General features: G+C 66.8%; 22 protein-coding genes. 9 read left to right on the top strand and 13 right to left on the bottom strand.

Features of this window, described 5'->3' with window-relative positions:
• Positions 1 to 2 precede the first annotated feature (2 nt).
• On the bottom strand, positions 3 to 767 hold the full coding sequence (locus AC1RP5_RS01155) for a glutathione S-transferase family protein (RefSeq protein ID WP_493108727.1): 765 nt from the start codon (positions 765 to 767) through the stop codon (positions 3 to 5).
• A gap of 182 nt (positions 768 to 949) precedes the next feature.
• Here AC1RP5_RS01155 and AC1RP5_RS01150 point away from each other — a divergent pair, with 182 nt between their 5' ends.
• The 4 genes from AC1RP5_RS01150 (at position 950) to AC1RP5_RS01135 (ending at position 4915) form a co-directional block, all read left to right on the top strand.
• Positions 950 to 2320, top strand: a complete 1371-nt coding sequence (locus tag AC1RP5_RS01150) for an adenylate/guanylate cyclase domain-containing protein (RefSeq protein WP_493108726.1) — start codon at positions 950 to 952, stop codon at positions 2318 to 2320.
• A gap of 109 nt (positions 2321 to 2429) precedes the next feature.
• Entirely contained in the window at positions 2430 to 3416 is a 987-nt protein-coding gene (locus tag AC1RP5_RS01145; protein WP_493108725.1) for a Bug family tripartite tricarboxylate transporter substrate binding protein, read from the top strand.
• A 41-nt stretch (positions 3417 to 3457) separates the two neighbouring features.
• Positions 3458 to 4672 (top strand): hypothetical protein, encoded by a 1215-nt coding sequence (locus tag AC1RP5_RS01140; RefSeq protein WP_493108724.1) that lies wholly within the window; start codon positions 3458 to 3460, stop codon positions 4670 to 4672.
• A 60-nt stretch (positions 4673 to 4732) separates the two neighbouring features.
• Complete coding sequence (locus tag AC1RP5_RS01135) at positions 4733 to 4915, top strand: hypothetical protein (protein ID WP_493108723.1); 183 nt, start codon at positions 4733 to 4735, stop codon at positions 4913 to 4915.
• Positions 4916 to 4999: 84 nt separating this feature from the next.
• On the opposite strand, the gene AC1RP5_RS01130 is transcribed toward AC1RP5_RS01135, so the two are convergent.
• From AC1RP5_RS01130 to AC1RP5_RS01110, 5 genes are read right to left on the bottom strand one after another with little or no spacing between them, the layout of a single operon-like run.
• Positions 5000 to 5386: a hypothetical protein gene (locus AC1RP5_RS01130; protein ID WP_493108722.1), complete on the bottom strand. Its 387-nt coding sequence runs from the start codon at positions 5384 to 5386 to the stop codon at positions 5000 to 5002.
• A 44-nt stretch (positions 5387 to 5430) separates the two neighbouring features.
• Complete coding sequence (locus tag AC1RP5_RS01125; RefSeq protein ID WP_493108721.1) at positions 5431 to 5967, bottom strand: hemerythrin domain-containing protein; 537 nt, start codon at positions 5965 to 5967, stop codon at positions 5431 to 5433.
• 22 nt (positions 5968 to 5989) lie between these two features.
• Positions 5990 to 6898, bottom strand: a complete 909-nt coding sequence (locus AC1RP5_RS01120; RefSeq protein ID WP_493108720.1) for a hypothetical protein — start codon at positions 6896 to 6898, stop codon at positions 5990 to 5992.
• Positions 6895 to 7299 (bottom strand): phage holin family protein, encoded by a 405-nt coding sequence (locus AC1RP5_RS01115; RefSeq protein ID WP_493108719.1) that lies wholly within the window; start codon positions 7297 to 7299, stop codon positions 6895 to 6897. The genes AC1RP5_RS01120 and AC1RP5_RS01115 overlap by 4 nt, the downstream gene beginning before the upstream one ends.
• 9 nt (positions 7300 to 7308) lie before the next feature.
• Positions 7309 to 7758, bottom strand: a complete 450-nt coding sequence (locus AC1RP5_RS01110) for a hypothetical protein (RefSeq protein ID WP_493108718.1) — start codon at positions 7756 to 7758, stop codon at positions 7309 to 7311.
• 318 nt (positions 7759 to 8076) lie between these two features.
• Here AC1RP5_RS01110 and AC1RP5_RS01105 point away from each other — a divergent pair, with 318 nt between their 5' ends.
• From AC1RP5_RS01105 to mdoH, 3 genes are all read left to right on the top strand, one after another.
• Positions 8077 to 8298, top strand: a complete 222-nt coding sequence (locus AC1RP5_RS01105) for a hypothetical protein (protein ID WP_493108717.1) — start codon at positions 8077 to 8079, stop codon at positions 8296 to 8298.
• Between the two features lie 137 nt (positions 8299 to 8435).
• Positions 8436 to 9905 carry an OpgD/OpgG family glucan biosynthesis protein gene (locus AC1RP5_RS01100; protein WP_493108716.1) on the top strand — a complete coding sequence of 490 codons (1470 nt, stop codon included), beginning with the start codon at positions 8436 to 8438 and terminating at the stop codon, positions 9903 to 9905.
• Between the two features lie 24 nt (positions 9906 to 9929).
• Entirely contained in the window at positions 9930 to 11774 is a 1845-nt protein-coding gene (gene mdoH, locus AC1RP5_RS01095; protein WP_493108715.1) for a glucans biosynthesis glucosyltransferase MdoH, read from the top strand.
• On the opposite strand, the gene AC1RP5_RS01090 is transcribed toward mdoH, so the two are convergent.
• Positions 11726 to 12115, bottom strand: coding sequence for a hypothetical protein (locus tag AC1RP5_RS01090; RefSeq protein ID WP_493108714.1), 390 nt, complete (start codon positions 12113 to 12115; stop codon positions 11726 to 11728). The two genes, mdoH and AC1RP5_RS01090, sit on opposite strands and share 49 nt — an antisense overlap.
• A 139-nt stretch (positions 12116 to 12254) precedes the next feature.
• Here AC1RP5_RS01090 and AC1RP5_RS01085 point away from each other — a divergent pair, with 139 nt between their 5' ends.
• Entirely contained in the window at positions 12255 to 12506 is a 252-nt protein-coding gene (locus AC1RP5_RS01085; RefSeq protein WP_493108713.1) for a DUF6496 domain-containing protein, read from the top strand.
• 148 nt (positions 12507 to 12654) lie between these two features.
• On the opposite strand, the gene AC1RP5_RS01080 is transcribed toward AC1RP5_RS01085, so the two are convergent.
• Complete coding sequence (locus AC1RP5_RS01080) at positions 12655 to 13323, bottom strand: glutathione S-transferase family protein (RefSeq protein WP_493108712.1); 669 nt, start codon at positions 13321 to 13323, stop codon at positions 12655 to 12657.
• A gap of 74 nt (positions 13324 to 13397) precedes the next feature.
• Between AC1RP5_RS01080 and AC1RP5_RS01075 the strand changes: the two genes are divergently transcribed.
• Positions 13398 to 14777 (top strand): leucyl aminopeptidase family protein, encoded by a 1380-nt coding sequence (locus AC1RP5_RS01075; RefSeq protein ID WP_493113262.1) that lies wholly within the window; start codon positions 13398 to 13400, stop codon positions 14775 to 14777.
• 65 nt (positions 14778 to 14842) lie between these two features.
• Here AC1RP5_RS01075 and AC1RP5_RS01070 read toward each other — a convergent pair whose 3' ends face one another.
• The 5 genes from AC1RP5_RS01070 to AC1RP5_RS01050 form a co-directional block, all read right to left on the bottom strand.
• The gene (locus AC1RP5_RS01070) at positions 14843 to 15778 is read right to left on the bottom strand and encodes a 2-hydroxyacid dehydrogenase (protein WP_493108711.1); all 936 of its coding nucleotides are present in this window, start codon (positions 15776 to 15778) and stop codon (positions 14843 to 14845) included.
• Between the two features lie 8 nt (positions 15779 to 15786).
• Entirely contained in the window at positions 15787 to 16764 is a 978-nt protein-coding gene (locus tag AC1RP5_RS01065) for a TAXI family TRAP transporter solute-binding subunit (RefSeq protein WP_493108710.1), read from the bottom strand.
• Positions 16765 to 16847: 83 nt separating this feature from the next.
• A complete protein-coding gene (locus AC1RP5_RS01060; protein ID WP_493108709.1) occupies positions 16848 to 18482 on the bottom strand; it encodes an ABC transporter ATP-binding protein in 1635 nt (544 codons plus the stop codon).
• A complete protein-coding gene (locus AC1RP5_RS01055; protein WP_493108708.1) occupies positions 18479 to 19498 on the bottom strand; it encodes an ABC transporter permease in 1020 nt (339 codons plus the stop codon). Before AC1RP5_RS01055 ends, AC1RP5_RS01060 begins: the two co-directional genes overlap by 4 nt.
• Positions 19498 to 20595, bottom strand: coding sequence for a microcin C ABC transporter permease YejB (locus AC1RP5_RS01050; RefSeq protein ID WP_493108707.1), 1098 nt, complete (start codon positions 20593 to 20595; stop codon positions 19498 to 19500). The genes AC1RP5_RS01055 and AC1RP5_RS01050 overlap by 1 nt, the downstream gene beginning before the upstream one ends.
• Positions 20596 to 20607: the final 12 nt, after the last annotated feature.

The following is a 20607-nucleotide window of genomic DNA, read 5'->3' as shown; positions in this document are numbered from 1 at the left end:
GATCAAAACTCCATCGGGTCGCGGAAGTGCGCCCCGAAGATGCGGGCGCGGTGTTCGACCAGGATCGGGTCGAGCGCCGCCACGACCAGCGGGTCGCTGGCGGTGAAGGCGGGGCGCGACGATTCGCGGATCGGGCACTGCGCGGCCGGTAGCGGCAGCATCATGTTCATGACGGCGGTCCAGTAGATGTCGACGGCGCTCAGCGCCTCGCCCACGAAGTAGGGCACGCCGCGCGCCTGCTGGGCGCGGAGCTGCGCGGCGAGCATCTGCAGAAGCGCGGCGATGCGATGGCCGGCGTTGGCGGTGTCGTCGGCGTCGAAGCCGTACTTGTCGATCAGCGGCGCCATCCGCGCGCCGACACCCGCCTTCACCGCCATCGCGAACATCTGCAGGCGCCGGTTCCAGGCGATGCCGCCTTCGCCCATGATCTCGTGGGCGAGGCCGATGGCCAGCGCGCGCTGCAACGGATCGGCGGGGAGCAGGGCGGGCGACGGCGCCAGGCGCTCGGCCAGCAGCAGGATGTCGAGCCAGCGGTTGAGCGGCGCGCCGTCGCGCCAGGCGACGACCGGTCCGCTGTTCTGGCCCGACCAGGCCACGATCTCCTCGTTGGCGCCGCCGACATCGAGGGGCGCCGCGACATAGTCGAGGCCCTTGATCTCGAGGATCGTCTTGGCCGCCTGGCTCCACGGGCTCGGCACCCCGCGCACCAGCACGATGCGCAATCCCTCGTGCGCGACGATCTCGGCGGGCGTCCGGTAGGTCAGCATGGCGTCTCCTCTTCTCTCGGCCCGCGATCTTTGTGGTCGCTTGAGGGCGAAGCCAACAATCATTTCGATGGAAAGAGATGAATCTTTCTCACACCCTCATTCACGGTTCTTTGAATGAAACTTCGTTCACGAGCACACGCCAAGCGGGTAAGCCGTTCGGCCCGATCCGGAAACGGAAGAACATGTCATCAGCCCTCACCCAGGACGGCGCCTTCGCGCGCCTGCGTCTTCGCCTGCAGGAAGAAGAACATAACGGACTGGCCTTCGCCTTCCGCTTCCGCCTGATCGCGCTCGGCACCGTCGCGATCTGGCTGCTGTTCGCGGCCGGGCCGGCGCGGGTGGGCATCGGTGTCGGCGCCTGCGTGACCCTGATGGCGACGGCCTGGGCGGTCTATGCCTTCCGCGCCTCGCCGTACGCCCGGGCGCTGCAGCTCGTCGTCACCGTGCTCGACGTGACGGTGATCACGATCGGCACGATCGTGCCGATTCCGGGTGCGGCGGAAAACGGGCTGTGGCTGGAACAGGTGTTCGGCCGGCGCTCGCTGTTCCTCTATCTCGTGATCTATCTCACCGCGAGCGCGCTGAGCTACTCCGTGCGCACCGTCATCCTGACGGGAGCGGCTTCGCTGGTCGCGCTGATCGGCAGCTTCGCCTGGACGGCGATCGACCAGGCGCGCGTCTCCGGCACCGATCTTCTGGGCGCCACGGAACTGTGGCCGGCGGCGCGGTCGATCTTCGCGCGGCTGATCGGTCCGGGCTTCGTGACGCCCGAGGCCTTCCTCGTGCAGCAGCTCATCTTCATGGCGCTGTGCACCGGCTTCATCGCCGTCGCGGTGTGGCGGGCCCGCGCCCATCTCGGGCGCACCCTGCTGGCCGAGGGCGAGCGCAACAGCCTCGCGCGCTACTTCTCGCCCAACCTGGTCGATCGCCTGGCCGGCGGCGGCCGCGATTTCGAGGTCGGTCGCGAGAGCAAGGCCACCGTGCTGTTCGTCGACGTCGTGGGCTTCACGCGCCTGATGGAAGGTCAGCCGCCGCAGCAGACCATCGACTTCCTGCGCGTCTTTCACGAGCGCATGGCCGAGTGCATCTTCGGCCACGGCGGCACGCTCGACAAATTCATCGGCGACGGCGTGATGGCGACCTTCGGCACGCCCGATGCGCAGCCCGACGACGAGACGCGCGCGCTGTGCTGCGCGCTCGACATGGTGCGGTCGGTCGAGGCGTGGAACCGCGGCCGGCGGTCGCGCGGCCTGCCCGCGGTGCGCATCGCTGTCGGCGTCCATGTCGGCCCGGTGCTGATGGGCGCGATCGGCAGCCGCAACCGGCTCGAATACAGCGCCGTCGGCGACACGGTGAACGTGGCGAGCCGGCTCGAGCATCTGGCGCGGCCGCACGACGCCTCGATCGTCACCAGCGCCGAGACGCTGGCCGCCGCCGTCAATTCGGGCGGCTTCGTGGTGGCCGACAGCAAGCGCTTCCGTCCCGTCGGCGCGGTGCAGGTGCCCGGCCGCGGCGAGCCGGTGGAGATATTCGTCGTTCCCGTAACCCGCTGAGCGACCTCGCGGCCCGCAGCGCGAGAGAAGGACATTGCGTCGCGTGACGCTTGCCGGAGGGGCTGTTAGCGTCCGCGCCATAGATCAAAAAAAGTAGAGTGGAGGAGTCATGTTCGAGTTCAAGACCAGCCGTCGCGCCCTGTTGGCCGGCGCCGCCGCAACCCTCGCCGCGCCCGGCCTCGTGCGCGCCCAGGACGCGTTTCCCAACAAGCAGATCAAATTCATCGTGCCCTACACGCCGGCCGGCGCGACCGACAACATCTCGCGCATCGTCATGGCCAAGGTGTCGGAGCTGCTGGGCCAGCAGGTCCTGATCGACAACCGCGCCGGTGGCGGCGGCACGATCGGCACCGACGCGATCGCCAAGGCGGCGCCCGACGGCTACACGATCGGCCTCGTCACCGTCTCGATGTTCTGCATGGCGCCGGCCCTCTACACCAAGCTGCCCTACGATTCGGCCAAGGACTTCTCGCCGATGGCCGGCATGTCGGTGTGGCCGAACATGCTGGTGGTCCATCCCAGCGTGCCGGCCAAGACCGTGCCGGAGCTGATCGCGCTTCTGAAGAAAGAGCCGGGCAAGTACAACATGGCCTCGTCGGGCTCGGGCACGACCATTCATCTGGCGGGCGAGATGTTCAAGCAGCTCACCGGCACCGACATGGTGCATGTCCCCTACAAGGGCAGCGCCGGTGCGATGCAGGACCTGATCTCCGGCAACGTGCACATCATGTTCGACAACATGCCGAGCTGCTTCCCGCACGTGCAGGCCGGCAAGCTGCGGGCGCTCGGCGTCACCAGCCGCGAGCGCAACAAGGCCGCGCCCGACGTGCCGGCGATCATCGAGTTCGTGCCGAACTATGTCGTGGAAGTCTGGATGGGCTTCTGCGGCCCGGCCGGCGTGCCGCAGCCGATCGTCGACAAGCTCGCGGCCGCGGGCACCAAGGCGCTCGAGGATGCCGACGTGAAGGCGAAGTTCGCCGCGCTGGGCACCGACACCTGGCCAATGTCGCCGAAGGGCCTGCAGGATCGCATCGTGAGCGAGATCGCGGTCTGGGCGCCGATCGTCAAGGCGAGCGGCGCCAAGGTGGACGGCTGAGGCCGCGCTCCTCCCAACCTGAACCGGCGCGCCGCTCCTCCTTGCTGGGGGCGGCCGTCGCGGCGCTTTTTTTCCTGATCGTCATCCCGGCGTTCGCCTTCTGGGCCGCCGTGACCTGGGCCTCGTCGATCCTCGGCGCGATGGCGCTGCTGGTCGTGTGGTTCCTGCTGATGACGCTGGCCCTGCCGGCGTCGCTGCGCCTGCGCGAGGCGTCGCTTCTGCTGCTCACGATCGCCGCCGGCCTGCTCGGGGCCGAGCTGCTGCTGCGCACCGACGTCATGAACCGCTTCGTCGAGGAGCGCGATCTCGCCGATTTCCGGCACGGGCTGGTGACGACGCTCGAACCCCTGATCGAGCCCGACCCGACCCTGGCCTTCCGGCTGATGCCAGACCGGCAGGCGCGCGCGACGGCAGTCAAGAACGGGCACACGATCTACGACGTCACCTACACGACCGACGGCAACGGCTTCCGCACCCTGCCGTCCTATCCGAGGGCGAAGGGCGACACGCCGGTCCTGATCCTGGGCGATTCCTTCGCCTTCGGCGCGGGCCTGCCTGACGAGGAGACCTTGGCCTGGTATCTCCGCGACCTGTCGGGCGCCAGGCTGCAGCCGGTGAACCTGGCGGTGAAGGGCTACGGCCTCAACCAGGTGCTGCGGCAGCTCGAGATCGGCGAGCCGCGCAAGTCCGGCCACCAGTCCTTTCCCTGGGCGGTGATGTCGATCGTCGATGATCATGTGCTGCGCGTGGCCGGCCGGGTGCAGTGGCTGCACGACAGTCCGCGCTACGTCATCGATTCCCACGATCGCCTGGTGGCGCGCGGCACATGGGTGCAGAAGTCGGATTTCGTGGAATCGTTGATCGTCGGCTCGCGGCTGTTCGGCCTCGTGTGGAAGGCACTCGAGGTCGACGAAGCGGGAGAGCGGCGCCTGTTCGTCCGCATCCTGCAGGAGATCAAGACGAAGCTCGCGAGCGACTACGGCGCGAAGCTCGTGGTGCTCTATTATTCCGGCGAGACCTGGCACGACGATCTGGTCGGCTGGCGGGAGATGATGGTGCCGCTGCTCTGCAGGTCGGGCGCCATGGTGCTCGACGTCAATGGCCTGCTGCCGCGGCCGGCGGCCCCGGTCGAGCGCTTCTACATGCGCGACGACGGCCATCCGACGGCGCTGCTCAACCAGACGGTCGCAGCGGCGCTGATCGAGGATTTCCAGCAGGGCGCCGTGGAGCGCGCCCGGCTTGCATGCCCCCGGTAACTTGTTCGGCCTGCCTCACAAGCTTCGGACTCGGCTGGCAAAGCTCTGTATAAGGCCGCGATGACAACAGAAGCAGCCTTCGGCAAGCACATGGTGTGGACGGTGGACCCGCGCACCCAGTCTGAAATCGGCATCGGCTATTCGAGCCTGGCGGAAGCCCAGGCCGAAGCCAACAAACTGGCGGAAGTGGGTTACAAGATCCTCCGGATCAGCCCGACCACGCTGCCCAAGCCCAACACCTGAGAGATTGCCCTTTTTAGGCAAACAAGAGCCCGGCGAAGCAATTCGCCGGGCTTTTTCATGGAAGAGCCGGCCCCACGGCGACGATCAGTGCACCGCTGAGTGCACCGGCAACCGTTCGATCCAGCGCCGCGCCGGCTCGAGATCGCGGAAAACCTTCATCGGCCGGTCGGCCGTCGCCAGGATGCCCAGCAGGCGCTCGACCTTCTCGACCTGGGCGTCGGAGACCACGACCGCGAGCGGGCCGACGGGGCCGCGCACATGGTAGCTGCGAAAAAGCACGCCCAGCGCGAGCAGGTCCTCGCTGTTCATGGCCGTGCGAGCGAGGCGACCGTCGAACAGCTTGCTCCAGGTCAGCGCGCCGCCCGCCTCGACGGCCTTCAGGTAGCTTTCCACATCAGAGCGCGTGAAATCACCATCCGCAGTGATGGTGACCCGCTGGGTCTTCGATTCGATCTGCCAGTGAAACGACATTCCGCTTTCTTAAGCGGCAAAGCCCGTCCCGGCCAGCGCCCGCTCTAGGCAGTGGCTTCGAGCGGCTTGCTCTGCACCAGCTCATGGCCGGTGAAGCTGCGCGTTTCCGGCGGCGGCAGGTCGGCGCCCTTGAGCTCGGCGGCGAGCTGCTGCTTGCGCGCCTTCAGCCGGTCGCCCATCGCCACCAAGTCGAGTTCGGCCTGGCGCAACTGGGCAAACAGGCCGTCGCCGGGCCGCTCCTCTTCCTTGACGTGATGCTTGATCATCTCCGACAGCACCTTGACCTTGGCATCGTAGAACTCGTCGGCCGGCGAGCCGGTCGAAATCTCGGCGATCAGCACTTTGGCGCCGTCATGCTCGACATAGGATTCGTCGAGCAGGTCGTCTTCCACCTCACCCTTGCAGGCCGGATAAACGATCTCTTCCTCGATCATGGTGTGGATCGTGAGTTCGGTGCAGATCTGGGTGGCCAGGTTCTGCTTGCGCTCCGAGCCCTTGGCTTTCTCGAACTTCTCGAACAGATCCTCGACCTTGCGGTGATCGGCCTTCAGCAGGGCGATGGCATCCTGTTTGGCAGACATGTGATGTTTCCTTCGGGTTGGGTCAGACGGGACGGGGAGAAGAGGTCGGCACCATGGTGTCGACGAGCTTGCCGGCCATTTCGCCGACCTTGTCGCCGAGACGGGCGTCGGCGATCTGCTCGCCGACAGCGGTCTTGGCGGTCTCGAGGACATCGCGGCCCTTGCTGATCGCTTCTGCACCGGTCTTGCCCAGCACGTTGCGCTCGGCCTGGGAAACCGGAAGGGCCGCGCCGAACAGGGCGCCGATGGCGGTGCCGATCGCCGCCACCAGGATCGGCTGTTCTTCGAGCAGCTTCGTCACGGCCTGGCGGGTGTCGGCGGCCAGCTTCGTGGCGTCCTGGTTCAGATGCTCGGCGGTTTCCTTGCCGTCCTCGACCAGTCGTTTGGCCTGATCGACCTGCTCGCCGGCCGCGTCGCGTAGCGCGTCCGCCGTGCCGGTCGCCTTGTCCTTCAAGGATGCCGCCGTATCCGTCGCGAGGTGGCCGACCTTGTCGGCCATGCTGGTGACCTTGTCGCTGGCCTGGCCGGCGAGGGACTTGGCCGTGTCGCTGGCCTGGCCCGCCAGGGACTTCGCGGTATCGGCGGCGCTGCCGGCGGCGCTCTTCACGCCACCCGCGGCGGCCACGGCCGCGTCGGTGCCGACTGCCGTGGCGGCCTTGAGGGCGGAGGTCGCGGTCGACATCACGTCGGCGCCGGTCGTGCGGGTCAGCATCATGGTGAGGCCCGCGCCGATCAGCAGGGCCGCGCCAGGATTGCTGCGCGCCGAATCGGCCAGGCTCTTCACGAGGGTGAGGCTGCTGTCGCGCAGCACGCCCACCAGCTCGGCGGAAAGTGCCGAGCTCGTCATGCCGTCGCGCAACTGGCCGAGGGTGTTGGACAGGCCGGCGCGCTGCGCCTCGGCCTCGCGTTGAAGTTGGGCGCTCTCTCTCATGTCAGGCTCTCCTTGGCCATGCGGGCATCGCTTTGCAGGGACGAAATGGTGCGGGTGGGGGTGGGATCGACGGCGCCGATCGTCTTCTTGCCGGCCAGCAGGACGACGATGCCGCCCAGTGCCGAGCCGCCGGCGACGATCAGGATGGCCACTGCGGGCGACAGCCCGCCTTCGATGAGCGCTGCGACCAGGGCCTGCAGCACGAGGATGAGGGCGCCGATCATGAAGACCGTGCCCACCAGCATCATGACGAGGCCGCTGACGACACTGGTGCGCATCGCGTCGGCCTTCTCGCCGATCTCGACGCGGGCCAGCCGGATCTCGGTCTGGATCAGGTCGGCGCTGCGGCCCAGGGCATCCGTTACGAGGCCGACGACGCCGGGCCTTTCGGGGGTGTTCATGCAGGCCTCCTAGACGTCGATGCGACCGACATTGGGCTCATTCGCCCGGGGGCCGGCGGGGTCTCCAGTGGTGCCCATCCCGGCCTTGACGATGCGGGCGAGGGCAAAGCCCACGATCGCCGAACCGGCCAGCAGAGCGAGCGGCTGGCGCTTGCCGAAGTCGGTCGCCATGGTGAGAAGGTCGCCGGCGGACTTGTCGCGAAGATCGTCGGCGAGACGGTCGATGCGCTGGCCGGTCGAGCGCACGTAATCGGCAACCGCAGGCGACTGGTCCTGCAGGGAGCCGGCGAGCGTGGCGGCGGTCTTGCCCAGCGCCGACACGGCCTCGGCGCCGGTCTCGGCCGAGCGGCCGGCCAGTTCCTCGGCCTTGCCGGTGAGGGCGGTCCTGATTTCGGAGACGGCCGCGCCGAGATCCGGTTTGGAGTTCGTCGTCTCGTCGGTGTGGGTGGTGTTTGGCATCGCTAACTCCCTCGGCGATCTCTTCCCCGGCGAAACGCCGCGGCGGTCGCGAGCAGCCAACGTGCCTTTGGCGATTAACGTTCCTCGATCATCCGTGATGGTTGCATCATGTTCTCTGGCGAACGGATGCTTTGCGATGGGGCCATCGATCGCGATCGGGAGTAGGATGTGAAACCGCCACGTCGAAGCCTTCGCTTCGGAGGACGTTCATCCTGATATCTCGATCTCAAGGCCCGGCTGCTGTCTCCCGCTGAGTCTCCCCCCGATCCGGCGCCACCTCCGCCGCCACCGGACGAACCGAAGGCGCCAGAGCCTGCGGTGAAGCCTGTCGAGCGCATCCAGACGCTGCGCGTGTCGGTGCGGATCATCTGGTGGAGCGCGGTGGTGCTCAGCTCGATCTTCGGTGGTGTCGCGATCTGGATGGGCCTGGTGCAGCGCGACCCGTTCGCGCTGTTCTTCGCCGTGATCGCCGGCCTCTGCGCCATCGCGGGTTATGGCGCCGTGTCGGCCATCACGCGGCGGCCACCACCGTCGTCGTGATGTCATAGAGCGCAGGCGAACGGTTCGCGCCTGCAAAGGCACTCCGTCAGCGGCCGTACGGCAACCGCACGATGGATTGCTGCGTTGCGGCAGCGCGCCGAATTCCTGGAGCGCGCTCTCCTAAACCCGGGTCCGCCGTGTTCAAACTGCTCGCGTTGCTCATCGTCTATTTTGCCGCCGCCTCGACGGCACAGGCACAGGACTTCTTCGACACGCTGATCTCGCGCGCGAAGGAATCGGCCACGAAGGATTACGCCAGGGAAGCGCCGGTCCCCGATACGGCGAAGGTCGACTACAACACATATCGAGACATCCGCTTCCGGCCCGAGTCGATCCTCTGGCGCACCGGCGGCAGCGGCTTCCATGTCGAATTCTTCCCGACGGGCTTCATCTATCAGACGCCGGTGAAGCTGAACGTGATCCCGCGCAAGGGCGAGGTCATGGCGCTCGAACCCTCGCCCGGCATGTTCGACTTCGGCAAAGGCCAGCCGCCGGCCAAGGTCGGCTTCGCCGGCTTCAAGGTCACGCATCCGCTGCAGACCATGAAGTTCGACGAGATCGTCTCGTTCCTCGGCGCCAGCTATTTCCGGCCGATCGGCCGCGGCCAGGCCTATGGCGCCTCGGCGCGTGGACTGGCGATCGATACCGCCCAGCCGCGCTCGGAGGAGTTTCCCGAGTTCCGTGAATTCTGGCTGGTCGAGCCGGCGCCCGGCGACAAAGCGCTGAAGATCTACGCGCTGCTCGAATCGCCCGGCGCCAGCGGCGCCTATGCCTTCACCGTGACGCCGGGTGCCCGCACCACCGTCGACGTCGATGCGCGCCTGTTCCCGCGACACCAGGTGTCGTTGCTGGGCGTGGCGCCGCTCACCAGCATGTTCCTGTCCGGCAAGATGGGACCGTGGCGCGACGACTTCCGGCCCGAGGTTCACGACTCCGATGGGCTGGCGCTTCTGACGGGCAAGGGCGAACGCATCTGGCGGCCTTTGAGCAACCCCGGTGCGCTGCAGGTCTCGTCGTTCTCCGACAACAATCCGCGCGGCTTCGGCCTGCTGCAGCGCGAGCGCCATTTCGACCGCTATCAGGACGGCGTCGCGAAATACCAGACGCGCCCCAGCCTCTGGGTCGAGCCCAAGGGCGACTGGGGCGAAGGCGAGGTGCGTCTCGTCGAGATTCCGACACCGTCGGAATATCACGACAATATCGTGGCCTTCTGGGTCTCGAAGTGGCCGGTCGAGAAGGGCAAGCCGCTGGAGTACCGCTATCGCCTCTCGGCGTTGAGCGACGAGGCGGCGCTCTCTCCAGAAGCGCGCGTCGTGGCGACGCGCCAGGCGCCGATCGACGGCAACGACAAGGCCCGTCGCCTCGTCGTCGAGTTCGAGGGCGACACTTTGACCAGGCTCCCGGAGCAACGGCTGGTCGAGTCCAACGTAGAGGTCAACGGCGGCAAGCTGCTGCGGGCCGAGATCGACCGGACACCCGGCTCGACCAACCGGCGCCTGTTCATCGACATCGAGCCGGAGAGCCGCAAGACCGCTGAAATCCGCGCCTTCCTGACCGCGGACGGCAAGCGGCTGAGCGAGACATTCAGCACCCAACTTCGACCCTGATAGTCCCCGGGGAGGGCGCGCTTCATGGAATACACGCAGGACCGCACGCTCTGGAACCTCGATCGTCTCGGTGGCCGCGCGGGCTGGCGGCGGTTTCTCGTCTTCGTTCTCGCGGCAACGACGACGGTCGCCGGCATCCATCTTCTGGCGACGGCCCTCGGGCCGCAGGTTCCTTATGGATTGGCCATCGCTCTGCTCGTGGTGTTCGCCCTGGGCTTCGGCTGGATCACGCTGTCCTTCTGGGCGGGCTTGGCGGGTTTCTTGCTGAAGCTGTTCGGCCTGCATCCGCTGTCGCTGCGCCGGCAAGGGGCCGGCGATGGCGACGTGCCCGCCTTGCGCGGCCGCACCTCGATCCTGGTGCCGGTCTACAACGAGGAGCCGGCCGAGGTCTTCGCGCGCATGGCCACGACCTGGCGCTCGCTGGAGGCGACCGGCCAGTCGGACGCATTCGAGCTGTTCGTGCTGAGCGACACGACCAACGATGCGATCGCGGCCGAGGAAGCGGCGGGCATCGAGGTGCTGCGCCAGCAGCTTGGCATTGGCGAGCGGCTGCACTGGCGGCGACGCACCAGCAATGTCGGCCGCAAGGCCGGCAACATCGCGGAGTGGCTCGACACCCACGGCGCGCGATTCGACCACATGATCGTGTTCGATGCCGACAGCGTGATGTCGGGCGACACGATGGTGCGGTTGGCCGCGCTGATGGAGGCAAGCCCGCGCACCGGCATCATCCAGACCCATGCGGTGGCGATGGGCCGCGAGACCCTGTTCGCCCGGGTGCTGCAATTCTCCTCGCGCCTCTATGGCGGGATGCTCGCGACCGGCCATTCCTTCTGGCAGATGGGCGAGGCCAATTACTTCGGCCACAACGCGATCATCCGCGTCGCCGCCTTCTCCGATCATTGCCGCCTTCCGGTCTTCAAGGGCCGCGCGCCGTTCGGTGGCGAGATCCTGAGCCACGATTTCGTCGAGGCGGCCTTCATGCGCCGCGCCGGCTTCTTCGTCTGGAACCTGCCGAACCTTGGCGGCAGCTTCGAGGAGTTGCCGACCAACGTGATCGACTATGCGGTGCGCGACCGCCGCTGGATGCAGGGCAACCTGCAGCACGCACGGCTGGTCTTCACCCGCGGCCTGCACTGGATGAGCCGGCTGCATCTGGTGATGGGCATCATGGGCTATCTCGCCTCGCCGCTGTGGCTGGGCTCGCTGCTGCTGAGCGCCGCCATCGTGCTGGAGCACGAGATCGTCGGCCCGGTCTATTTCGGCAACCTGCCCTCGCTGTTTCCCAACTGGCCGCAATACAATACCGGCCACGTCCACGCGTTGCTGGTGGTGACGGCGCTGATGCTGTTCCTGCCGAAGCTGCTGGCGATGGTGCTGGCCCTGTTTTCGCCGGCGCCGGCCTATGGCGGCCGCCTGGCGCTGGTCGGCAGCGTCCTGCTGGAGACGTTGTTCTCGATGCTGCTGGCGCCGGTGATGATGCTGTTCCACACGGTGTTCGTGCTGGGCATCCTTGGCGGTCGCGCCGTCGGCTGGCCGCCGCAGGCGCGCGGGGATCGCGGCATGGCGTGGGACCTGGCGCTGGGCCGCCATCTCGGCCAGATCGGCCTGGGCATCGCCGCGGTGGCGGTGATGGGCTACTTCGCGCCGTCGTTTCTCTATTGGTTGCTGCCGGTGGTGCTGGGCCTGCTGCTGGCGCCGCTGCTTGCGGTCTATTCCAGCCGCCGCAGCCTGGGCGTCGGCGCCCGCCGCTGGCGGATGTTCATGACGCCGGAAGAACGCCCCGACCGCACGGACGGGGAGGTATCAGAGAACGCGCCTCAGGCCACCGGTTCGAACACCGGATCGACGATGCCCAGCTCGGCATAGGCTTCCTCGAGCGTGCGCACCACGACGGGCTCGACGTTGCCATAGTCGCGCTGCTGGTTGGCATAGGCGCGGACCATGTCGAGGATCGGCCCGTCGGGCGCCACCATCACGCGCTTCTGCCCGAGGGCGAGCTGCGGCGAGCGCCCTCGCTGGACCAGCCGCCACGGCGGCATGGCGATCGTGTCGATGCCGGTCCAGTCGATGAGGCCGGTAAACGGCCCGATCTCGTGGACGAACTTTTTGACGATGATGTCGATTGCCTCGATGTCGTCGTAGGAAAAGACGCCGATGAATCGGGTGAGCAGTATTCGGTGGCTGCGCTCGAAAGCGACTTCAATCATGGCGGTCCGGCTTCGCGACGAGCTTCCGACCTAACATCCGCGCCGAACCGCCTTCAACCGCCGCGGCTGCACGGCAGGCTAGCGTCGCATCCCTGCAAATTGTTGCGCGTTATTGGCAATCATTCGCAGGAGAAAACATATGGCCAAGTATTCACCCAGCGCCGCGAAGGAAGTCAAAAGCGCCCTGCACCGGCGCAAGAAGCACACGCTGAAGAGCGGGCCGGGCGGCAAGGGCGGGACGGTGACCAGCCGCAAGCAGGCCATCGCCATCGGCCTCTCCGAGGCTCGCGCCAAGGGCAAGAAGGTGCCGGCGGCGCCCAAGACCGCCAAGCGCAAGACCGCGAAGAAGAAGACGGTGAAGCGGAAGAGCGCCCGTCGCAAGAGTGCGTAGACGACCCACCAGCAACCTCATGCTGAGGAGGCTGCGCAGCAGCCGTCTCGAAGCATGGGCTACGCACACCACGCTCGTTGCCCACCCTTCGAGACGCCACGCTCCGCGCGGCTCCTCAGGGTGAGGTGAGGGCGTTCGCAGGAGCGACTTATTTGATTTCCGCGCTGTCGATCAGCCAGGGCTCGTGCTGCGCCGCGTCGATCCATTCCTTCATCGCGGGATGGTTCAGCACGGCCGTGCAGTAGGCGTCGGCGTCGCTGTCGAGGGTGACGCTGTAGGTTTTGAAGCGGGTCGCCACGGGGGCGAACATCGCGTCGGCGGCGCCGAAGGTGCCGAACAGGAAACCCTCGTCCTTCTGGAAGGCGCCGGAGAAGCGCTTGCGGCAGTCGCGCCACAGGAAGGTGATGCGCTCGATGTCCGCGCGCACGCCCGGCGTCATGCCCTTGCCGGGATAGGAGGCGCGGATGTTCATCGGCATGTTGGTGCGCAGGTCGGCGAAGCTCGAATGCATTTCCGCCGAGATCGAGCGGGCATGGGCGCGCGCGGCGGCCGACGGCGGCCAGATGCCGACCTCGGGCTTGAGGTCGTTCAGGTACTCGGCGATCGCCAGCGAATCCCACACCGCGAGCCCGCGATGCAGCAGCACCGGCACGCGGCCCGACGGCGAGTGCTTGCGGATCGCCGCCTGCGTCTCGGGCCTGTCGAGCGGCACGACGATCTCGTCGAAGTCGATCCCGGCGATCTTGGCCATCAGCCAGCCGCGCAGGGACCACGACGAATAGTTCTTGTTGCCGATCACGACCGTGAATTCGGCCATATACGCCCTCCTTGCCAGCCATGGAGTTTGGCCGGCAATGTTAACCATTCTCTCTGATGATTGTGAGCATGGCCATGTCGCTGCCGTTCGTCGACCGTTCTTCTTCCTCCTTGCCCCTGCAGTTTGTAGGTCAATCGAAGTGGGGGGCCTGGCTGAAGGCGCAGTCCGCGGCGCGCCGGGCCTGGGTCGAATCGCTGGGTATCGCCGGATCGCCGGGCGAGGTCGTCGTGTTGCCGGGCAATGACGGCAAGGCTTCAGGTGCAGTGCTAGTGATTCCCAATGCGCCGACCCTGTGGGATTTCGGTGCGCTCAGCGCGAAGCTGCCGGTCGCGACGTGGCGGCTGGAGGGCGACACCGCGCCGGTGTCGATGACCGACGTCGCCGTGGCGATCGGGCTCGGCGCCTGGAAGTTCGAACGCTACCGCGCCAAGAAGAGCAAGGAAGGCCCGCGCTTCGTGTGGCCCGAGGGCGCCGACAAGCGGCGGGCGAGCGCGACGATCGAGGCCATCTCGATGGCGCGCGACCTGATCACCACGCCGTCGTCGGACATGGGCCCGGCCGAGCTGGCCGCGGCGGCGCAGAAACTCGCCAGGGCGAACAAGGCGAAGTTCAAGGTGATCGTGGGCGACGATCTCCTGAAGCAGAACTATCCGACGATCCATGCGGTCGGCCGCGCCTCGACGCGCGCGCCGCGCCTGATCGACCTCACCTGGGGCAAGGCGAGCCATCCCAAGGTGACCCTGGTCGGCAAGGGCGTGTGCTTCGACACCGGCGGCCTCGATCTCAAGCCGGCGGCCGGCATGCTGATGATGAAGAAGGACATGGGCGGCGCCGCGACCGTGCTCGCGGTGGCGTCGATGATCATGGCCACCGGCCTGCCGGTGCGGCTGCGCGTGCTGGTGCCGGCGGTCGAGAACTCCGTGTCGGGCAATGCCTTCCGGCCGATGGACGTGATCAAGACGCGCAAGGGCATCACCGTCGAGATCGGCAACACCGACGCCGAAGGGCGGCTGATCCTGTGCGATGCGCTGGACGAGGGCGCGTCGGAGAAGCCCGCGATGATGGTCGATTGCGCGACCCTGACGGGGGCGGCGCGCGTGGCGCTGGGACCGGACTTGCCGGCGCTGTTCTGCAACAACGACAAGCTCGCCAATGCGCTGATCGCGGCGGGCGAGACGGTCACCGATCCGATGTGGCGCATGCCGCTGTTCGCGCCCTATCGCCAGATGCTGGCCAGCAAGGTGGCCGACATCAACAACGTCTCGGCCGGCGCCTTCGGCGGCTCGATCACCGCCGCGCTCTATCTCAAGGAGTTCGTGCCCGACGACGTGCCGTGGGCGCATTTCGACATGATGGCCTGGAACAACTCGAGCCGCCCCGGCCGCCCCGAAGGCGGCGAGGCGCAAGTGGCGCGCGCGATCTATCGCACGATCGCCGACAGGTTCGGGAAGTAGGTTCTTCGGACCGCGGGCCTCCAGGCCCGCTCATGAGGCGGGCCTGGAGGCCCGCGGTCCGAAGACTAGTACCCGGTGACCGGGTCGACCGTGTTGATCAGCTTCTGGCCGGCGCGCACGCGCTTGATGTTCTCGATCACGCCGGGGGAGGCGGTGCGCGGGTTGGTGGCGCCGGCGATGTGCGGCGTCACCTGCACCTTGGGGTGCGTCCAGTAGGGATGGTTCTCGGGCAGCGGCTCGGTGTTGAACACGTCGAGCGCGGCGCCGGAGATGTGGCCCGAGTTGAGCGCGGCGATCAGGTCCTCGTCGACCACGTGGCCGCCGCGTCCCATGTTGATCACGTAGGCGCCCTTGGGGAGCGCCGCGAACAGCTTGGCATCGAGGAGGCCCTTGGTGTCGCGCGTCAGCGGCAGCACGTTCACCAGGATGTCGGTGCGCGCCAGGAACGCGGCCAGCCCGTCCGGACCGTGGAAGGTTTCGACGCCCGGCAGGGTCTTCTGCGTGCGGCTCCAGCCGGCGGTCGGAAAGCCCAGCGCGGCGAACTTCTTCGCCGTGTCCTGGCCGATCGTGCCGAGGCCGGTGATGCCGATGCGGCGATGGATGGTGTCGACGAAGTCCTCGGGCTTCCACTTCTTGGCCCGCTGGCTGGCGGCATACTTGTCGATGTCGCGATGGTGCCGCAGGCCGTAGTAGATGGCGTATTCGCTCATCTGGCCGACCAGCCCGTCATCCATGATGCGGGTGATCGGCACGCCGGCCGGCAACTGATCGTCGGCCAGCAGGTGGTCGACGCCCATGCCGAGCGACACGATCAATTTCACATTCGGGAAGGAAGCGATCAGGCCGCGATCAGGCTTCCAGGCGAGGACGACCTCGATGTCGTCCTTGTTGCCGAGATTCTCCCGGGTGCGGAAATCGAGCGGACCGAGACCCGCTTCGAGGACTTTTTTCCAGAGTACGCCGTCGGTATCGCGGCTGAGGTAGGCAATAGCGTCGGCCATTCCCTCTTCTACTGAGGCAGCGTCGCCGGGTCGAGCTTGATTCCCTTTTCCTTATAATAACGCACGGCGCCGGGGTGGAATGTGAGGATCGTGTTGCGCGACGCGTTGGCCGCGACCGTCTCCTTGGCCGCGGCGTGGGCCCGCAGCATCGCCGGATTGTTCTCGAGAATGGTCTTGGTGATCGCGTAGGCCGTGGCGTCGGACATGTCCTTGCTGGCGATCGCGAAATTGTAGAGGCCGAGCGTCTTCTGATCGCCCGCCTGCTGCTTGTAGAGGCCCTTCGGCACGGTCGACTCGGTGAACTCCGGCATCTTGGCGCGGATGGTCGCCATCTCTTGCGGCGTCCAGGCGAAGAAGTTGACCTGCTGCTCGGCGTCGAGTTGCGTGAAGATCGGGACCGGCGCACCGGCGCCGAAGCAGAAGGCGTCGATCAGCCCGTCGTTGAGCTGGTTGCCGACCTCGGCGCTCTGGCCGTTGCGCGCCGTCACCGTCATGCCGAGCGCGTCGAAGATCAGCGGGAAGTAGGTGCCGGCGGTGCCCGCCTTGGGGCCGGTGCCGACGGTCTTGCCGTCGAGCTGCTTGAAGCTGGTGATGCCCGACTTCTTCAGCGCCACGCACTGCATCGGCGTGTCGTACATCGGAAACAGCGCGCGGATGCTGTCGTACTTCTTGCCCTTGGTCCACGGCGCGGAACCCTGCAGCGCCTGCAGCGCGACGCCCATCGTCGTCATGCCGAGGGTGAGCTTGCCGTCGTCGATCATGATGACGTTCTGGTTCGGCCCCTGGGTCTGCTGCGTCATCACCTGCAGGCCGGCCTTGTCGGTCAGCAGGGCGGCGACCACGCCGCCATAGACGTAATAGGTGCCGCCGACCGAGGCCGTGCCCAGGGTGAGGGGCTGGGCCTGCGCGTGCGCGACGACCGGGGCGGTGAGGGGCGAAACGACGACGAGAGCTGCAGCCAACAGGGCGCGGCGAAGGCCGATCATGACGGTCCTCCCTTTCAGGCCCTCCTCATAGGTTTGTCGCGCGTGACCTGCAAGCCGCAGAAACTGCCGTGCGATTGAAACAATCAGGTCGCGACGGTGCGGCTGTCGGCGCCGATCGCCTCCATGTTGAAGGCGGCGGCGATCAGGGCCTGCGTGTAAGGGGTCTGTGGCGCCTCGAAAATCTGGCTCGACGAGCCGCGCTCCACCACCTTGCCGTGGCGCAGGACGACCACCTCGTCGGCCAGCGCGCGCACGACCTTCAGGTCGTGGCTGATGAAGAGATATGCAAGTTTGTACTTCTGCTGGAGGTCGCGCAGCAGGTCGACGATCTGGGCCTGGACGCTCATGTCGAGCGCCGAGGTCGGCTCGTCGAGCACGATCAGACGCGGCTTCAGCACCAGGGCACGGGCGATCGAAATGCGCTGGCGCTGGCCGCCGGAGAATTCGTGCGGGTAGCGGTCGCGGCTCGCCGGATCTAGGCCGACCTCACGCAGCACCTGCTCGATCAGCGCGGCGCGTTCCGCCGGCGTGCCGATTTTATGGACTTCCAGTCCTTCGCCGATGATCTCGCCGACCGACATGCGGGGGCTGAGCGAACTGAACGGATCCTGGAAGACAATCTGCATCTCGCGGCGCATGGGCCGCAGCTCGCGCTGGCTGAGCGCCTGCAGGTCGCGTCCTTCGAACTGGATGCCGCCCTCGCTGCGCTCCAGCTTGAGGAGGGCGAGGCCGAGCGTCGTCTTGCCCGATCCCGATTCGCCGACCAGGCCGATCGTGTGGCCCGCGCGCAGCGCGATGCTGACGCCGTCGACCGCCTTCACGTGACCGACCGTGCGGCGCATCACGCCGCGCCTGATCGGGAAATGCACTTTCAGATCGTCGAGGCGCAGGATTTCCGGCGCCGACGGGTCGGCCACCACCGGCCGGCCCTTGGGTTCGGCCGAAAGAAGATGCTGGGTGTAGCTGTGCTGCGGCCGGTCGAAGACCTCGGCCACCGGACCCTGCTCGACGATCTGGCCCTTGGTCATCACGCACACCCGGTCGGCCATCTTGCGCACGATTCCGAGGTCGTGGGTGATGAACAGCAGCGCCATGCCATAGCGCGCTTGCAGCGATTTGAGCAGCTTCAGGATCTGCGCCTGGATGGTGACGTCGAGCGCCGTCGTCGGCTCGTCGGCGATCAGCAGGTCGGGCTCGTTGGCGAGCGCCATCGCGATCATGACCCTTTGCCGCTGGCCGCCCGAGAGCTGGTGCGGATAGGCGTCGAGGCGCTTGGCGGCGTCGGGAATGCCGACCTGGTCGAGCAGCTCCAGCGTGCGCTTGCGCGCGGCTTCGCGCGACAGGCCCTTGTGCAGGATCAGCACCTCGTTCACCTGCCGCTCGATCGTGTGCAGCGGGTTGAGCGAGGTCATCGGCTCCTGGAAGATCATCGAGATCCGGTTGCCGCGGACCGCCAGCAGCTCGCGCGTCGAGGCGCCGACTAGTTCCTTGCCCTGGAAACGGATGCTCCCCGTGGGATGGCTGGCCGACGGATAGGCGAGAAGCTGCAGCACCGACAGCGCCGTCACCGACTTGCCGGAACCCGATTCACCCACCAGCGCGACGGTCTCGCCGCGCTTGATGTCGAAGCTGACGCCGCGCACCGCGTGCACCGCCTTTGCGCCGGTGCCGAAGTCGACGGAGAGGTCCTTGACCTCGAGCAGGGCGGCATCGCTCATGCCAGCACCTTGCGCGGGTTGAAGGCGTCGCGCACCGCCTCGCCGATGAACACCAGCAGCGACAGCATCAGGGCGATCACGACGAAGCCGGTGAAGGCGAGCCACGGGGCGTTGAGGTTGTTCTTGCCCTGCAGCAGCAGCTCTCCCAGCGAGGGCGAACCCACGGGGAGGCCGAAGCCCAGGAAGTCGAGCGAAGTGAGCGTCGTGACCGAGCCGGCCAGGATGAAGGGCAGGAAGGTCAGGCTGGCCGTCATTGCGTTGGGAAGGATGTGCCGGAACATGATGCGCGCATCCATCATACCCAGCGCCCGGGCGGCGCGGACATAGTCGAAGTTGCGGCCGCGCAGGAATTCGGCGCGCACCAGGCCGACCAGCGACATCCAGCTGAACAGCAGCATGATGCCCAGCAGCACCCAGAAGCCCGGCTGGATGAAGCTCGCGAGGATGATGAGGAGATAGAGCGTCGGCATGCTCGACCAGATCTCGAGGAAGCGCTGCATCAGCAAGTCGACCGCGCCGCCGAAATAGCCTTGGACCGCGCCCGCGGCGATGCCGATCACCGTGCTGGCCACCGTGAGGGCCAGACCAAACAGCACGGAGATGCGGAAGCCGTAGATGAGCCGGGCCAGCACGTCGCGGCCGCTGTCGTCGGTGCCGAGCCAATGCTGGCGCGAGGGCGGCTGCAGGGTCGTTCGGCCTTCGCCCTTCAGCACCGTGTCGTAGCTGTAGGGAATGGGTGGCCAGACGATCCAGCCCTTCTCCTCGATCAGCTTCTGCACTTCGGGGTCGGAATAGACGGTGTTGGTCGGGAAGTCGCCGCCGAAGGTCGTCTCGGGATAGTCCTTCACCAGCGGCGAGTAGAAGCCACCGTCGTAGCTGATCAGGATCGGCTTGTTGTTGGCCAGCAGCTCGGCGAACAGCGACACGAAGAACAGCAACCCGAAGATCGCGAGCGAGATCATGCCGCGCTTGCTCGAACGGAAGGCCGCGATCCGGCGTTTGTTCATCGGGTTCATCAGGAGCGACCCTCGAAATCGATCCGGGGGTCGACCACCGTGTACATGATGTCGCCCAGGATCCCCATGACGAGGCCGATCAGGCCGAAGAAGTAGAGCGTACCGAACATGACGGGATAGTCGCGGTTCAACGCCGCCTCGAAGCCCAGCAGGCCGATCCCGTCGAGCGAGAAGATCACCTCGATCAGCAGGGAGCCGGTGAACAGCACGCCGATGAAGGCGGCCGGAAAGCCCGCGATCACGATCAGCATGGCGTTGCGGAAGACATGGCCGTACAGCACGCGGCGCTCGACCAGGCCCTTGGCGCGGGCGGTCAGCACGTACTGTTTATGGATCTCCTCGAGGAAGGAGTTCTTGGTGAGGAAGGTGAGCGTCGCGAAGCCGCCGATCACCATGGCGCCGATCGGCAGCGCCATGTGCCAGAAATAGTCGAGCACCTTGTCGATCGTGCCGAGCGAGCTCCAGTCGTCGGAGACGAGGCCGCGCAGCGGGAACCACTTGAAGTAGGAGCCGCCGGCGAACAGCACGACCAGCAGCAGCGCGAACAGGAAGCCCGGGATGGCATTCAGCACGATCAAGATGGTCGAGGTCGAGACGTCGAAGCGCGAGCCGTCGCGCACCGCCTTGGCGATGCCGAGCGGGATCGACACGAAGTAGATCAGCAAGGTGGTCCAGAGGCCGAGCGAGATCGACACCGGCATCTTGTCGATGATCAGGTCGACCACGCGCTTGTTGCGGAAGAAGCTCTCGCCGAAATCGAAGACGAGATAGTTCTTCATCATCAGCACGAAGCGCTCGCCCATCGGCTTGTCGAAGCCGTACATCTTCTCGATACGCTCGATCAGGTCGCGCGGCAGGCCACGGGCGCCGCGATAGGTGCCGCTGGAGGATTCCGAGCCCGATTTGCGCAGGGTCTCGCCGCCGCTGGAGCTGCCCGAGAAGCGCTCGGTCGCGTCGACCGCCGTGCCCTGGATCTGGGACAGCATCTGTTCGACCGGGCCGCCGGGGGCTGCCTGGATGATGAAGAAGTTGACCACCATGATGCCGAACAGGGTCGGCACCACCAGCATGAGACGGCGCAGTATGTAGGCGATCATGGAGCGGCCGGA

This window comes from Reyranella sp. GW821-FHT12G01 (assembly GCF_058806575.1).
The sequence above is the reverse complement of the archived record's forward strand: the minus strand, read 5'-3'. Positions and strand labels throughout refer to the sequence as shown.

Coding starts and splice junctions, on each gene's coding strand:
- AC1RP5_RS01135 (WP_493108723.1), top strand. CDS start 4,733: ATGACAACAGAAGCAGCCTTCGGCAAGCACATGGTGTGGACGGTGGAC.
- AC1RP5_RS01110 (WP_493108718.1), bottom strand. CDS start 7,758: ATGCCAAACACCACCCACACCGACGAGACGACGAACTCCAAACCGGAT.
- AC1RP5_RS01120 (WP_493108720.1), bottom strand. CDS start 6,898: ATGAGAGAGAGCGCCCAACTTCAACGCGAGGCCGAGGCGCAGCGCGCC.
- AC1RP5_RS01150 (WP_493108726.1), top strand. CDS start 950: ATGTCATCAGCCCTCACCCAGGACGGCGCCTTCGCGCGCCTGCGTCTT.
- mdoH (WP_493108715.1), top strand. CDS start 9,930: ATGGAATACACGCAGGACCGCACGCTCTGGAACCTCGATCGTCTCGGT.
- AC1RP5_RS01155 (WP_493108727.1), bottom strand. CDS start 767: ATGCTGACCTACCGGACGCCCGCCGAGATCGTCGCGCACGAGGGATTG.
- AC1RP5_RS01060 (WP_493108709.1), bottom strand. CDS start 18,482: ATGAGCGATGCCGCCCTGCTCGAGGTCAAGGACCTCTCCGTCGACTTC.
- AC1RP5_RS01125 (WP_493108721.1), bottom strand. CDS start 5,967: ATGTCTGCCAAACAGGATGCCATCGCCCTGCTGAAGGCCGATCACCGC.
- AC1RP5_RS01080 (WP_493108712.1), bottom strand. CDS start 13,323: ATGGCCGAATTCACGGTCGTGATCGGCAACAAGAACTATTCGTCGTGG.
- AC1RP5_RS01115 (WP_493108719.1), bottom strand. CDS start 7,299: ATGAACACCCCCGAAAGGCCCGGCGTCGTCGGCCTCGTAACGGATGCC.
- AC1RP5_RS01075 (WP_493113262.1), top strand. CDS start 13,398: ATGTCGCTGCCGTTCGTCGACCGTTCTTCTTCCTCCTTGCCCCTGCAG.
- AC1RP5_RS01145 (WP_493108725.1), top strand. CDS start 2,430: ATGTTCGAGTTCAAGACCAGCCGTCGCGCCCTGTTGGCCGGCGCCGCC.
- AC1RP5_RS01070 (WP_493108711.1), bottom strand. CDS start 15,778: ATGGCCGACGCTATTGCCTACCTCAGCCGCGATACCGACGGCGTACTC.
- AC1RP5_RS01065 (WP_493108710.1), bottom strand. CDS start 16,764: ATGATCGGCCTTCGCCGCGCCCTGTTGGCTGCAGCTCTCGTCGTCGTT.
- AC1RP5_RS01085 (WP_493108713.1), top strand. CDS start 12,255: ATGGCCAAGTATTCACCCAGCGCCGCGAAGGAAGTCAAAAGCGCCCTG.
- AC1RP5_RS01055 (WP_493108708.1), bottom strand. CDS start 19,498: ATGAACCCGATGAACAAACGCCGGATCGCGGCCTTCCGTTCGAGCAAG.
- AC1RP5_RS01090 (WP_493108714.1), bottom strand. CDS start 12,115: ATGATTGAAGTCGCTTTCGAGCGCAGCCACCGAATACTGCTCACCCGA.
- AC1RP5_RS01050 (WP_493108707.1), bottom strand. CDS start 20,595: ATGATCGCCTACATACTGCGCCGTCTCATGCTGGTGGTGCCGACCCTG.
- AC1RP5_RS01130 (WP_493108722.1), bottom strand. CDS start 5,386: ATGTCGTTTCACTGGCAGATCGAATCGAAGACCCAGCGGGTCACCATC.